This is a genomic window from Streptacidiphilus sp. P02-A3a (assembly GCF_014084105.1).
In the GTDB taxonomy this organism is placed as follows: Bacteria; Actinomycetota; Actinomycetes; order Streptomycetales; family Streptomycetaceae; genus Streptacidiphilus.
In genome coordinates, this window is the sequence record NZ_CP048289.1 from 2,352,558 (window position 1) to 2,367,348 (window position 14,791).

The following is a 14,791-nucleotide window of genomic DNA, read 5'->3' on the forward strand; positions in this document are numbered from 1 at the left end:
CCGCGACGCCCCCCGCCCGCCGCCGGTTGCGTTGCGTGGTGTTACTCACACCGTGCGAATGCGTAAACCCACTGTTTCGGCGGCGGGTCGTTCGGGCACACTTGCGACAACACCACGGGCGCTCGACACACTCGGGTCCCCACGTTTCGAGACTGCCGAGCATGGCCGTAAACCGGGCCTGACCTGCTGGCTAAGTCCACATGATGGACTCCGGAATCCACTTTGTGGAATGCCGGGCATCATGTAACCTGCACGACACCGCAGAGGGCCAGCGTCGTCCCGGATGCGCATGTGAATTGTGACCATGCCGAACACGACGACACGACGGGAGAGCCGATGCTGTCTGCGTCCCCGCGCTCTGCTCATCAGAACGACAGGGCCCCCCGCCCCTACCAGGCCCTTGCTGACGGGCGTCCCGCGCCGCAGGGCCTGTACGACTCCGGCAACGAACACGACGCCTGCGGTGTCGGCTTCGTCGCGACGCTCACCGGCAAGGCCGAGCACCGCATCGTCGAGCAGGCACTCACCGTCCTGCGCAACCTGGAGCACCGCGGCGCGACCGGCGCGGAGCCCGACTCCGGCGACGGCGCGGGCATCCTCACCCAGATCCCGGACGCCTTCCTGCGGACCAAGGTCGACTTCGAGCTGCCCGCCGTGGGCGCCTACGCCGTCGGCATCGCCTTCCTCCCGGACGACGACGCGGCCGACGCCGCCGCGGTCGCCGCGATCAGCGCCATCGCCGCCGAGGAGGGCCTCACCGTCCTCGGCTGGCGCGACGTGCCGGTCGCCCCGGAACTGCTCGGCGACACCGCCCGCTCGGTGATGCCGCGCTTCCGTCAGCTCTTCGTCAGCGACGCCGCCGGGCAGCGCACCGGCCTGGAGCTGGACCGGATCACCTTCGTGCTGCGCAAGCGCTCCGAGCGCGAGGGCGGCGTGTACTTCCCCTCGCTCTCCGCGCGCACCCTGGTCTACAAGGGCATGCTCACCACCGGGCAGCTGGAGCCCTTCTTCCCGGACCTGTCCGACCGCAGCTACACCACCGCGATCGGCCTGGTGCACTCCCGCTTCTCCACCAACACGTTCCCCAGCTGGCCGCTGGCACACCCGTACCGCTTCATCGCGCACAACGGTGAGATCAACACGGTCAAGGGCAACCGCAACTGGATGACCGCGCGCGAGTCGCAGCTGGCCACCGACGCGATCCCGGCCAACAGCAAGGGCGAGGGCCTGGACCGGATCTTCCCGATCTGCACCCCGGAGCACTCCGACACCGCGTCCTTCGACGAGGTGCTCGAACTGCTGCACCTCGGCGGCCGCAGCCTGCCGCACGCGGTGCTGATGATGATCCCGGAGGCGTGGGAGAACCACACCACCATGGACCCGGCCCGCCGCGCCTTCTACCAGTTCCACGCGAACCTGATGGAGCCCTGGGACGGCCCGGCCTGCGTCACCTTCTCCGACGGCACCCAGATCGGCGCCGTGCTCGACCGCAACGGCCTGCGCCCGGCCCGCTACTGGATCACCCAGGACGGCCTGGTCGTGCTCGCCTCCGAGGTCGGCGTGCTCGACATCCCGCAGGACCAGGTGCTGCGCAAGGGCCGGCTCCAGCCCGGACGGATGTTCCTGGTGGACACCGCCGAGGGCCGGATCGTCGAGGACGAGGAGATCAAGTCCGCCCTCGCCGCCGAGCACCCGTACCAGGAGTGGCTGCACGCCGGTTCGATCACCCTGGACGCGCTGCCCGGCCGCGAGCACATCGCGCACACCCACGCCTCGGTGACCCGCCGTCAGCAGACCTTCGGCTACACCGAGGAGGAGCTGCGGCTGATCCTCGCGCCGATGGCCAGGACCGGTGGCGAGCCGCTGGGCTCGATGGGCACCGACTCGCCCATCGCCGCGCTCTCGGACAAGCCCCGGCTGCTGTTCGACTACTTCACCCAGCTCTTCGCGCAGGTCACCAACCCCCGCTGGACGCCATCCGCGAGGAGCTGATCACCTCGCTGTCCAGCAACCTCGGCCCCGAGGGCAACCTGCTGCACGCCGAGGCGGCCTCCTGTCGCTCGGTCACCGTCCCGTTCCCGGTGATAGACAACGACGAGCTGGCCAAGCTGGTCCACATCAACCAGGACGGCGACCTGCCCGGGCTGAAGGCGGTCACCCTCTCCGGCCTGTACAAGGTCTCCAACGGCGGCGCGGCGCTGGCCGCCCGGCTGACGGAGATCGCCGACGAGGCCGACGCCGCGATCGCCGACGGCGCCCGGATCATCGTGCTGTCCGACCGGCACTCCGACGCCGAGCACGCGCCGATCCCCTCGCTGCTGCTCACCGCCGCCGTGCACCACCACCTGATCCGCACCAAGCAGCGCACCCACGTCGGCCTGATCGTCGAGGCCGGGGACGTCCGCGAGGTGCACCACGTGGCGCTGCTGGTCGGCTTCGGCGCGGGCGCGGTCAACCCGTACCTGGCCATGGAGTCGGTCGAGGACCTGGTCGCGCAGGACACCTTCATCCAGGGCGTCGAGCCGGAGAAGGCGATCCGCAACCTGATCTACGCGCTCGGCAAGGGCGTGCTCAAGGTGATGTCCAAGATGGGCATCTCCACCGTCGCCTCCTACCGGGGCGCGCAGGTCTTCGAGGCCATCGGGCTCTCGCAGGAGCTGGTGGACAGCTACTTCACCGGCACCGCCACCAAGCTCGGCGGGGTCAGCCTGGACCAGATCGCCCAGGAGACCGCCGCCCGCCACGCCCAGGCCTACCCGGTCTCCGGGATCTCCCCGGCGCACCGGCGGCTGGAGATCGGCGGCGAGTACCAGTGGCGCCGCGAGGGCGAGCCGCACCTGTTCGACCCGGACACGGTGTTCCGGCTCCAGCACTCCACCCGGACCCGCCGCTACGACATCTTCAAGCAGTACACTGCGCGGGTGAACGAGCAGTCCGAGCGGCTGATGACGCTGCGCGGGCTGTTCCAGTTCGCCGAGGGCCGGACCCCGATCCCGATCGACGAGGTCGAGCCGGTCAGCGAGATCGTCAAGCGCTTCTCCACCGGCGCCATGTCCTACGGCTCCATCTCGATGGAGGCCCACGAGACGCTGGCCATCGCGATGAACCGGCTCGGCGGCAAGTCGAACACCGGTGAGGGCGGCGAGGACCCGGAGCGGCTGCACGACCCGGAGCGCCGCTCCGCGATCAAGCAGGTCGCCTCCGGCCGCTTCGGCGTCACCAGCGAGTACCTGGTCAACGCGGACGACATCCAGATCAAGATGGCGCAGGGCGCCAAGCCCGGCGAGGGCGGCCAGCTGCCCGGCCACAAGGTGTACCCCTGGGTCGCCCGGACCCGGCACAGCACCCCCGGCGTCGGCCTGATCTCGCCGCCGCCGCACCACGACATCTACTCCATCGAGGACCTCGCCCAGCTCATCCACGACCTGAAGAACGCCAACCCGGCCGCCCGCATCCACGTGAAGCTGGTCTCCGAGGTCGGCGTGGGCACGGTCGCGGCGGGCGTCAGCAAGGCCCACGCCGACGTGGTGCTGGTCTCCGGCCACGACGGCGGCACCGGCGCCTCGCCGCTGACCAGCCTCAAGCACGCCGGTGGCCCCTGGGAGCTCGGCCTGGCCGAGACCCAGCAGACGCTGCTGCTCAACGGCCTGCGGGACCGGATCGTGGTGCAGACCGACGGCCAGCTGAAGACCGGCCGGGACGTCGTCATCGCGGCGCTGCTCGGCGCCGAGGAGTTCGGCTTCGCCACCGCGCCGCTGGTGGTCTCCGGCTGCGTGATGATGCGGGTCTGCCACCTGGACACCTGCCCGGTCGGCGTGGCCACGCAGAACCCGGTGCTGCGCGAACGCTTCAACGGCAAGCCGGAGTTCGTGGTCAACTTCTTCGAGTTCATCGCCGAGGAGGTCCGCGAGATCCTGGCCGAGCTCGGCTTCCGCACCATCGAGGAGGCCGTCGGCCACGCCGAGCTGATCGACGCCACCAAGGCGGTGCAGCACTGGAAGGCCGACGGCCTGGACATCTCCCCGCTGCTGTACGTCCCGGAGCTGCCCGAGGGCGCCTCGCTGCACCGGACGGTCAGCCAGGACCACGGCCTCGACAAGGCCCTGGACAACCAGCTGATCGGGCTCAGCCAGGAGGCCCTGGAGCACGGCGAGGCGGTGCGGATCCAGCTGCCGATCCGCAACGTCAACCGGACCGTCGGCACCATGCTGGGCCACGAGGTCACCAAGCGCTACAAGGGAGCGGGTCTGCCCGAGGGCACCATCGACGTGACCTTCACCGGCTCCGCCGGGCAGTCCTTCGGTGCCTTCGTGCCGAGCGGTGTCACCCTGCGGCTGGAGGGCGACGCCAACGACTACGTCGGCAAGGGCCTGTCCGGCGGCGTGCTGGTGGTCCGTCCCTCCCGGGACGCCGCCGCCATCGGCGCCGACGCGCAGAGCCACGTGATCGCCGGCAACACCATCGGCTACGGCGCCACCTCGGGCCGGATCCACCTGCGGGGCAAGGCCGGTGAACGGTTCGCCGTCCGCAACTCCGGGGCCACCCTGGTCGTCGAGGGCGTGGGCGACCACGGCCTGGAGTACATGACCGGCGGCCGGGTGGTCATCCTCGGCGCCACCGGACGCAACCTGGCGGCCGGTATGTCGGGCGGTATCGCCTACGTGCTCGACCTGCGCCCGAACAACGTCAACACCGGCATGGTGGGCATCGAGGCCCCCGACGCGTCGGACCGCGAGTGGCTGCGGGAGACCGTCCAGCAGCACTACGAGGAGACCGGCTCCACCGTGGCCGCCGAACTCCTCGCCGACTGGGGCAGCGGGCTCTCCCGCTTCTCCAAGATCATGCCGCGTGACTACAAGGCCGTGCTCGCCGCCAAGGACGCCGCCGAGCGAGACGGACTCTCCGAGTCCGCCACCACCGCGAAGATGATGGAGGCCGCCAACCATGGCTGACCCCAAGGGCTTCCTGACGACGCCCAAGCAGCTCGCCGAGCGCCGACCCGTCGATGTCCGGATCAAGGACTGGAACGAGGTCTACGTCGAACGCAGCCTCCTGCCCATCATCACCAAGCAGGCCGGACGCTGCATGGACTGCGGCATCCCGTTCTGCCACAACGGCTGTCCGCTCGGGAACCTCATCCCCGAGTGGAACGACCTCGCCTACCGGGAGGACTGGAGCGGCGCCATCGAGCGGCTGCACGCGACCAACAACTTCCCGGAGTTCACCGGGCGGCTGTGCCCCGCGCCGTGTGAGTCCGCCTGCGTCCTGGGCATCAACCAGGACCCGGTGACCATCAAGAACGTCGAGGTCACCGTCATCGACAAGGCCTGGGACAACGGCGGCGTCGCCCCGCAGCCGCCGGAGCGGCTCTCCGGCAAGACCGTGGCCGTGGTCGGCTCCGGACCGGCCGGCCTGGCCGCCGCCCAGCAGCTCACCCGGGCCGGGCACACGGTGGTGGTGTACGAGCGCGCCGACCGCATCGGCGGCCTGCTGCGCTACGGCATCCCCGAGTTCAAGATGGAGAAGCGGCACGTCAACCGGCGGGTCGAGCAGATGCGCGCCGAGGGCACCCGGTTCCGTACCGGGGTCGAGGCGGGCGTCGACATCTCCGGCCGCCAGCTGCGGGACCGCTTCGACGCGGTGGTGATCGCCGCCGGCGCCACCACCGCCCGTGACCTGCCGGTGCCCGGGCGCGAGCTCAAGGGCATCCACCAGGCGATGGAGTACCTGCCGCTGTCCAACAAGGTGCAGGAGGGCGACTACGTCGAGTCGCCGATCAGCGCCGCCGGGAAGCACGTCATCGTCATCGGCGGCGGCGACACCGGCGCGGACTGCCTGGGCACCGCGCTGCGGCAGGGCGCGGCCTCGGTCACCCAGCTGGAGATCATGCCCCGGCCGAGCGAGGAGCGCCCGGCGCACCAGCCCTGGCCGAGCATGCCGATGACCTACAAGGTCACCTCGGCTCACGAGGAGGCCACCTACCTCCTGGAGACGAAGAACGGTCGCCAGGTGGCAGAGGGACCCTCCTCGCCGGAGGCGGGCAAGGAGGGACGCGTCTACGCGGTCAACACCACCCACTTCACCGGCGACGAGGACGGCAACGTCCAGGAACTGCACCTGGTCGAGGTCGAGTTCAAGGACGGACGGTTCGTGCCGCAGCCCGGCACCGAGCGCGCCATCCCGGCCCAGCTGGTCACCCTGGCCATGGGCTTCACCGGCACCGACACCAGGAACGGCCTGGTCGAGCAGCTGGGCGTGGACCTCGACGCCCGGGGCAACGTCGCCCGCGACGACCGGTTCACCACCAACGTCGACGGCGTCTTCGTGGCCGGTGACGCCGGCCGCGGCCAGTCGCTGATCGTCTGGGCCATCGCCGAGGGCCGTTCCGCCGCGAAGGCGGTCGACAGCTACCTCTCCGGTCGCGCGTCGACGCTGCCCGCCCCGATCCGCCCGACGGACCGCCCGCTCACCGTGTGACACCAGCTGTGGCACAGTAGAGCCCGTGGCCCGAAGGGCTGCATGAACCGCGTCCCCGCCAGCGCCGCCGGATCGCACGCGGAGAACAACAGGCACCTGCCTCTCGTCCCCGACCAAGGTGAGAGGCAGGTGCTGCTTCGTCTGCGGCCGTTCAGGCCAGCAGCGAGCGGCCCAGCCAGTCCTGCGCCCCCCGCACACCGGGCAGCACGAAGAAGTAGCCGCCGCCGTACGGCGAGATGTAGTCCACCAGCGGCTCGCCCGCCAACCGCTGCTGCACCGCGATGAACTGGCGGTCCAGGTCCTGCTGGAAGGCGCAGAACACCAGGCCCATGTTCAGGTTGCCGTTGCTGTCGGTGCCCAGGTCGTAGTTGTAGCCCCGGCGCAGCATCCGCAGCCCGTCCGTGCCCGGGGTACGCGGGTTGGCCAGCCGCATGTGGCTGTCCAGCGGGATCATGTCGCCGGTCGGGTCGGCCGAGTACTTCGGCGGATCCAGCTCCGACTGGCCGTCCAGCGGCGCCCCCGAGGCCTTCTGCCGACCGAACATCCGCTCCTGCTCGTTGAGCGACACCCGGTCCCAGAACTCCACCAGCATCCGGATCACCCGCACCGCCAGGTACGAGCCGTCCACCGCCCAGGCCGGTTCGCCCAGGCCCGGCACCACCCAGACCACCTGGTCCATGGTGCGGGTGTCGCCGGTGTCCGGGTTGGCCGTGCCGTCCCGGAAGCCCAGCAGGTTGCGCGGGGTGCCGGTCGGGCGCGGCGGCGAGGCGAAGCCGTCGATCCGCCAGCGCACCTGCATCGCGCCCCGGGTGTGCATCGCCAGGTCCCGCAGCGCGTGCGCGACCGTGTCCGCGTTGTTCGCGCCGATCTGCAGCATCAGGTCGCCCTGGCACCAGGCCGGGTCCAGGTCGTCGTCCGGGAACGAGGTCATCGTCCGCAGCCGCAGCGGCCTGCGCGCGGCCAGGCCGAAGCGCTCGTCGAACAGCGAGGAGCCGACCGCCAGCGTCGCGGTCAGGCCGTCGGCCGGGACCACCGGGCCGAGCACCCCCGAGTCGGACGGCGGCGCGCTGATGCCCAGCGGCTCCGGCACCCCGCCCGCGGTCAGGAACCTGAGCCGGGCGGTGACCGTCCGCAGCAGCTGCGTCAGCCCGGCCCGGTCGGCGGCGGTCACGTCGAAGGCGACGAAGGCCGCGCAGCGCTGCTTGGGCGTGAGCACCCCCGACTGGTGCGCCCCCTCGAACGGGTAACTGCCCGGGTCGGCGGCGGTGCCGTCGGTCGCCGTGGCCGGGGCGGCCGAGCCGGCCACGGCGGCCGCGGTCGCGCCGACCGCGCCCGCCGCCAGCGCGCCGCGCAGCACCGACCGCCGGTCCACCCGACCGCCGGTCCGCTGCTCCGCCCGCTGCTCCGGGCCGCCCGCCCGCTCCACGCCGCTCACGAGGTCCTCCGCACGTCGCACACCGCCGCGATCGGCGCCAGGTCGTCCACCAGTTGGCCGAAGTCCGCGTTCAGCTGCTCCCGCTCGGTGAGCGTCAGCGAGGCCGGCGGCACGTCGCCGAGCTTCGCCAGCTCGGCCTGGGCCGCCGCCATGTCCGCGTCGATCTGCGGCAGCGTGGTCATCCGGGTGGCCAGCAGCGGGCGCAGCAGGGTCAGTGCCTCCGCCGTGCCCTGCAGGTTCGCCCGCGCGGTCGCCAGGTTGGAACCGCTGCCGTAGTCGGTCCGCCCGGTCAGTTCGAACTGGATGGTGTTCTCCACGATCTCGTGCGCCCGCAGACCCAGCAGCAGCGGGTCCATCTGGGCGGTCTTCCACTGGGTCTGCAGGCTCCGCACGTCCTGGCTGAGGGTGTCCGCGACCGGCTTCAGCCCGGCCGCCGACTGGCCGTGCCACAGGCCGTACTCCAGCCGGTGGAAGCCGGTGAAGCCGGGGTCGGTCAGGCCGTCGGGCAGGCCCTTGGTGGTGCCGTTGATGCTGTCGTCGAGGTCCCCGAAGGTCCCGTAGGCCGCGCCCAGGCGCTCGTAGTCCAGGTGCGCGGGCAGCCAGGCGGTGCGGGCCGCGGCCAGGTCGCCCCGGTCGACGGCCGCTTGCAGCGTCGCCGTGTCCCGTACCAGGCCCGGGAGTTGGGCGGCCACCCACTTCTGGTACAGCAGCGTCGGCGGGATCAGGTCCTGCTGGGTCACCGGCGCCACGGCCGGGGATCCGGCGCCGCTGCCGGTGACCCGCACCACCGGGCCCTTCACCGCGCTGTCGTCCTGCGGCAGGCACTGGAAGTCGTAGCTCCCGGCCGCCAACCGGACCACCATCGGCCGGGTGGTGCCCGGGGCGAGGCTCTCCACCTCGCCGACCACCGCACCGGCCGCCGTCTCCAGGTAGGCGTCGGCGGCCGCCGGACCGGTGCCGGTCAGGTCGAACACCTGGAGGCCGGTGTGCGGCGCGGTCCAACCGGCGCCGCAGGCACCGGTGCCGATCCGGACCGTGGTGTGCGGCAGCCCGGTGTAGTCGTCCAGCGGGGCGGCGGCCGGCTTCGCCGGATGCGCCCCCTGGGCGTACGCCACCGCACCGGCGCTGAGGGCGGCCACCGCCATGGCGGCCCCGGCGAGCACCCACGGCCGCCGTCCGCGCCGTCGCTCTCCGGGCTCCTCGGTCTCGCTCACGCCCCACCCCACTCGCTGTCGGTCCGGTCCGGGACCGATGTTAGGCAACCCTCACCTGCGCAGGAACCCGAGGGCCGGGTCAACTCCCCGTGTTCCAAGGGAGTTCATCTGTTCGCTGCTTGGTGAACGAGCCGCGGAAGTTCAACAAGCCTTCGCCTCCCGTACATCTGCGGTCCCTGGAGTGCCTCGTCACTACCCACCGGTAAGACCTACGCTCGGAGTCATGCGCCGAGCAAAAATCGTCTGTACGCTAGGCCCCGCCACCGATTCGTACGACCAGATCAAAGCACTGGTCGACGCCGGTATGGACGTGGCCCGCCTGAACCTCAGCCACGGCTCCCACGCCGAGCACGAGGAACGCTATCGCCGGGTCCGCAAGGCCGCCGACGAGACCGGCCGCAGCGTCGGCATCCTCGTCGACCTGCAGGGCCCCAAGATCCGCCTGGAGACCTTCGCCGAGGGACCGGTACTCCTGGAGCGCGGCGACGAGTTCGCCATCACCACCGCCGACGTCCCCGGCGACCGCCACGTCTGCGGCACCACCTACAAGGGGCTGTGCGGCGACGTCACCCCCGGTGAGCGGATCCTGGTCGACGACGGGAAGGTCGCGCTCCAGGTCGTCTCGGTCGAGGGCGACCGGGTCAACTGCACCGTGGTCGAGGGCGGAATGGTCTCCGACCACAAGGGCCTCAACCTCCCCGGCGTGGCCGTCAGTGTCCCCGCGCTCAGCGACAAGGACGTCGCCGACCTGCTGTGGGGGCTTCGCATCGGAGCCGACATGATCGCGCTCTCGTTCGTCCGCAGTGCCGACGACATCAAGGACGTCCACCGGATCATGAGCCGGGAGGGACGTTTCGTCCCGGTCATCGCCAAGGTCGAGAAGCCGCAGGCGGTGGCGAACCTGGTCGGGATCGTGGACGCCTTCGACGGGGTCATGGTCGCCCGCGGCGACCTCGGCGTCGAGGTGCCGCTGGAGCAGGTGCCGCTGGTGCAGAAGCGCGCCATCAAGCTCTGCCGCCGCAACGCCAAGCCGGTGATCGTGGCCACCCAGATGCTGGACTCCATGATCAGCGCCTCCCGGCCGACCCGGGCCGAGGCCTCCGACGTCGCCAACGCCGTGCTGGACGGCGCGGACGCGGTGATGCTCTCCGGCGAGACCAGCGTCGGCAAGTACCCGGTGGAGACGGTGAAGACCATGGCCCGCATCGTCTGCGCGGCCGAGGAGGACATCATCGAGGCGGGCCTGCCGCCGCTGACCGAGAGCAACAAGCCGCGTACCCAGGGCGGCGCGGTGGCCCGGGCCGCCGCCGAGATCGGCGACTTCCTGGACGCCAAGTACCTGGTGGCCTTCACCCAGTCCGGTGACACCGCCCGGCGGCTGTCCCGCTACCGCTCGCCGATCCCGGTGCTGGCCTTCACCTACGAACCGGCCGTGCGCAGCCAGTTGTCGCTGAGCTGGGGCGTGGAGACGTTCATGGGACCGCTGGTCGCCACCACCGACGAGATGATCGCCCAGGTCGACGCCGCGCTGCTGGACCTGGGCCGCTGCGAGCCCGGGGACCGGGTCGTGATCACGGCCGGTTCCCCGCCCGGGCGCGACGGCTCGACCAACCTGGTCCGGGTGCACCACGTGGGCGAGGACGACTCACACGCCCCCGCGGCCGGTTGACCACCGCACGGAGCCGCACCACAGCACTGGGCCCGACCGGCAGGCACGCCGGTCGGGCCCAGTGCTGTCAGCGGCGGTGCGGGTCAGTGCGCGGCGGCCTCGTCCACGACCTCGACCTTGGCGATGTTCTCCTCGATCTCGGCGCTGCTCAGGCCGGTGTACACGGCCCAGTAGTAGATGGCGAGCGAGAACGCCGCGATGATCACGATGTCCCACCAGAGCGGGATGTTGTTGGCGATGGAGCAGCCCGCGTTCTCGCAGAAGCCGCCCTGCCAGGAGATGACGCCCATGCCGATCAGGTAGACCGGCAGCCACTGGGCGGCCCGCCAGTTCATCGTGGGCGCGTTCGGCTTGCCCTTGGCGTTGGCGTACCAGGAGTAGGAGCCGAGCAGCAGGTAGCCCAGGATGATCGAGGCGCCGAGCCGCCACACGGTGTCCCAGCCGGCCCAGTAGATGATCAGGCTGGCGATGACGAAGGACAGCGGGGCGATGACCTGGCCGCCGGGCAGCCGGTACGGGCGCTCACGGTTGGGCAGTTGCTTGCGCAGCACGCCGTAGGAGAGCGGAGCGCCGGCGTACATCAGCACGCTGGCGTCGGTGATGAAGCTGACCAGCGACTGCCAGCTGGGGAACGGCAGGAAGCAGATCACGCCGGTGATGAAGGAGATGATCAGGCCGAACCACGGCACGCTGCGCTTGTCGGTCCGCTCGAACACCTCGGGGGCGTAGCCGTTGCGGCTCAGGCCGTAGGAGATGCGTGAGGTCGAGGTGACGTAGATCAGGCCGGTGCCACCGGGGGAGATGACCGCGTCGATGTAGAGGATCGCGGCCAGCCAGCCGAGGCCGACCAGGGTGGCCAGACCCGCGAACGGGCCGGAGATGTTGGCGTAGGCGAGCTTCGCCCAGCCGTGGCCGAAGGTCGTGCCCGGCAGCGCGCCGATGAACACGACCTGGAGCGCGATGTAGATGACCGCGCCGATGGCGACCGAGCCGAGGACGGCGCGCGGGATGTCGCGCTTCGGGTTGGAGCTCTCACCGGCGATCTGGATGGCCTGCTCGAAGCCGAGCAGCGCGAAGATGATGCCGCTGGTGCTGATCGCCGCCAGGACGCCCTTGGCACCGAACGGCGCGAAGCCCTGCGAGGTGAAGTTGCCGCCGTGGAAGTGGGTGATCGCCAGCACGAAGATCGTGAACAGCGGAATGGCGATCTTCCACCAGGTCGCCGCGCTGTTGGTGTGCGCCAGCACGCGTATACCAAGGAAGTTGATCGCGACGAAGACCGCCATCAGCAGGGTCGCGACGCCGACACCGGCGGCCGTCAGCGTGCCGTTGCTGGGGTGTTCGAGAACATGGGCCCAGCTGTAGTGCTGGCCGTAGTTGATCATCGCCTCGACTTCGATGGGCGCCACCGAGGCCGCCTGCAGCCAGGAGAACCAGCCGAAGGACATCCCGGCCAGACCGCCGAAGGCGTAATGCGGGTACCGGGTGGTGCCACCGGCCACCGGGAACATGCCGCCGAGTTCGGCGTGCACCAGAGCCAGCAGGATGATCGCGATCGCGCCGATCACCCAGGAGATGATCGCCGCCGGACCGGCGGCCATCACCGCGCTCTTCGCGCCCAGGAGCCAGCCGGAGCCGATGATCGAACCTACGGAAGCCCAGGTCAGACCGATGATTCCGACCTGGCGTCGAAGAGCGCGGTTGGGCGCGGTTGGTGGGGACAACTGGTCTGCGGTAGCCATGGGGAAGTGGACCTCTCGAATGTGGGGACAACAGGAGGTTGAGAGTTGCCCCAGGTTAGGGGCAGTTAGTCCTCATGCATAGATGTAGATGCTGAATGGATGCGTACTCGGCGGGGTTTTTCACTCCCGTAACACGGCCAAATCCGGGCTCGGCGACCGGAGCTGGGGCCGGGATCATCTCTCCTGCTCCGAGGGCGGTTGACGCACACTACCGGTGTCCTGATCGTGCCCATTCCGTGACTTGAGGAATTCTTGAGCTTTCGATTCCCAGGGAAAGGCTATTGACGTGCGGACATTCCCGGGGCTAATGCGTGCGGAGCGCCGGGGCGGGCGTTTTCGGGCATGTCCGCACGTACCGGGGTGGCACCACGCGCACAGCACGGAGCCCGGCCCGCGGTCCTGCCGCCGGCCGGGCTCCGAACCGCTGGGGTGCGGTGCTGTCAGTGGCCGCCCTCGTCGACCACCTCGACGTCGGCGATGTTCCGCTCGATGGCCTCGGTCCGCAGTCCGACGGCCAGCGCCCAGTAGTAGATGACGAGCGCGAACACCGCGATGACGACGATGTCCCACCACAGCGGCAGGTTGCCCTGGGCGCCGCAGCCCGTCTTGTTGCAGAAGCTGCCCTGCCAGGAGATGACGCCCATGCCGGTCAGGTAGACCGGCAGCCACTGGGCCGGACGCCAGTCCAGGTCCGGGGCGTTGGACTGGCCCCTGGACCGGGCGTACCAGGCGTAGGAGCCGAGCAGCAGGTAGCCGATGACGATGGCGGCGCCGAGCCGCCACAGCGTGTCCCAGCCCGCCCAGTAGATGATCAGGCTGGCGATTACGAACGACAGCGGGGAGATGATCTGCCCGGCGGGCAGCCGGTACGGGCGCTCCCGGTCCGGCAGCTGCCGCCGCAGCACCCCGTACGCCAGCGGCGCGCCCGCGTACATGAGCACGCTGGCCGAGGTGATGAAGCTGACCAGCTGCTGCCAGCTGGGGAACGGCAGGAAGCAGACCACCCCGGCGACGAAGGAGATGACCAGTCCGAACCAGGGCACCCCGCGCCGGTCGGTCCGCTCGAACAGCTGCGGGGTGTACCCGTTGCGGCTCAGGCCGTAGGAGATGCGCGAGGTGGAGGTGGTGTAGATGAGCGCGGTCCCGGCGGGGGAGACGATGGCGTCCAGGTAGAGGATCCAGGCCAGCCAGCCGAGGCCGATGACGGTGGCCAGCCCGGCGAACGGGCCGCTGATGCCCGGGTAGTCGAGCGCGCCCCAGCCGTGGGCGAAGGCCGAGCGCGGCAGCGCGGCGATGTAGACCACCTGGAGCGCGGTGTAGATGACCGCGCCGATGGTCACCGAGCCGAGCACCGCGCGCGGGATGTCGCGCTTGGGGTTGCGGCTCTCGCCGGACAGCTGGATCGCCTGCTCGAAGCCGAGCAGCGCGAAGATGATGCCGCTGGTGCTGATCGCGGTCAGCACGCCCTTGGCGCCGAACGGGGCGAAGCCCTTCGAGGTGAAGTTGCTGCCGTGGAAGTGGGTGATCGCCAGCACGAAGATGGTGAACAGCGGGATCGCGATCTTCCACCAGGTGGCCGCGCTGTTGGTGCGCGCCAGCAGCCGGACGCCGAGGAAGTTCACCGCGACGAAGACCGCCATCAGCCCCACCGCCACCGCCAGTCCGGAGTGGGTCAGCGTGGAGTCGGCCTTCTGGAAGCCGTCCGCCCAGGACCAGTGCCGGGCGTAGCCGATCATGGCCTGGACCTCGATCGGCGCCACGGTCACCGCCTGGAGCCAGGAGAACCAGCCGAAGGACATCCCGGCCAGTCCGCCGAAGGTGTAGTGCGGATAGCGCGCGGTGCCGCCGGCGACCGGGAACATGCCGCCGAGTTCGGCGTGCACCAGGGCCAGCAGCACGACCGCGACCGCGCCGATGGCCCAGGAGATGACCGCCGAGGGTCCGGCGACCACCACCGCCTTCTGCGCGCCGAACAGCCAGCCGGATCCGATGATGGATCCGACGGACGCCCACATCAGTCCGATGAGGCCGATTTCCCGGCGGAGATTGTGGCCGGGCACTGCGGGCGGGGACAACTGGTCAGCGGATGCCATGGGTGAGCGCCTCTCGAATCCGGGGCAGGCCTGAGAGTTGCCTGGGAGATGACTTGCAGATTACCCTCGCGCGTTGATTCTGACGATGAATAGATGCGTTCGAATGGGTGCGCCGGACACGCGTGCGATCGGGTATCACCGCTGGTCCGGGGATGGTGCGG

The 14,791-nt window shown here is 70.4% G+C and carries 6 protein-coding genes and 1 pseudogene; 3 read left to right on the top strand and 4 right to left on the bottom strand.

Annotation, left to right across the window (positions count from 1 at the left end; all coding sequences use genetic code 11):
- Positions 1-429: 429 nt before the first annotated feature.
- Both gltB and GXP74_RS10575 read left to right on the top strand, forming a co-directional pair.
- Positions 430-4,952, top strand: a pseudogene (gene gltB, locus GXP74_RS10570) (glutamate synthase large subunit).
- Positions 4,945-6,477, top strand: coding sequence for a glutamate synthase subunit beta (locus GXP74_RS10575; protein WP_182451235.1), 1,533 nt, complete (start codon positions 4,945-4,947; stop codon positions 6,475-6,477). The pseudogene gltB and the gene GXP74_RS10575 overlap by 8 nt, the downstream one beginning before the upstream one ends.
- 151 nt (positions 6,478-6,628) lie before the next feature.
- Here the strand turns inward: GXP74_RS10575 and efeB are convergent, their stop codons facing one another.
- Together efeB and GXP74_RS10585 are read right to left on the bottom strand one after the other, a co-directional pair.
- Entirely contained in the window at positions 6,629-7,903 is a 1,275-nt protein-coding gene (gene efeB / locus GXP74_RS10580; protein ID WP_225448593.1) for an iron uptake transporter deferrochelatase/peroxidase subunit, read from the bottom strand.
- Positions 7,904-7,908: 5 nt separating this feature from the next.
- Positions 7,909-9,126, bottom strand: a complete 1,218-nt coding sequence (locus GXP74_RS10585; RefSeq protein WP_225447845.1) for an EfeM/EfeO family lipoprotein — start codon at positions 9,124-9,126, stop codon at positions 7,909-7,911.
- 223 nt (positions 9,127-9,349) lie between these two features.
- Here GXP74_RS10585 and pyk point away from each other — a divergent pair, with 223 nt between their 5' ends.
- Positions 9,350-10,795, top strand: a complete 1,446-nt coding sequence (pyk, locus tag GXP74_RS10590; RefSeq protein WP_182451236.1) for a pyruvate kinase — start codon at positions 9,350-9,352, stop codon at positions 10,793-10,795.
- 83 nt (positions 10,796-10,878) lie between these two features.
- Here pyk and GXP74_RS10595 read toward each other — a convergent pair whose 3' ends face one another.
- Positions 10,879-12,537: an APC family permease gene (locus tag GXP74_RS10595; protein ID WP_182451237.1), complete on the bottom strand. Its 1,659-nt coding sequence runs from the start codon at positions 12,535-12,537 to the stop codon at positions 10,879-10,881.
- A gap of 440 nt (positions 12,538-12,977) precedes the next feature.
- Positions 12,978-14,630 carry an APC family permease gene (locus tag GXP74_RS10600; RefSeq protein WP_182451238.1) on the bottom strand — a complete coding sequence of 551 codons (1,653 nt, stop codon included), beginning with the start codon at positions 14,628-14,630 and terminating at the stop codon, positions 12,978-12,980.
- Between the last annotated feature and the right edge of the window lie 161 nt (positions 14,631-14,791).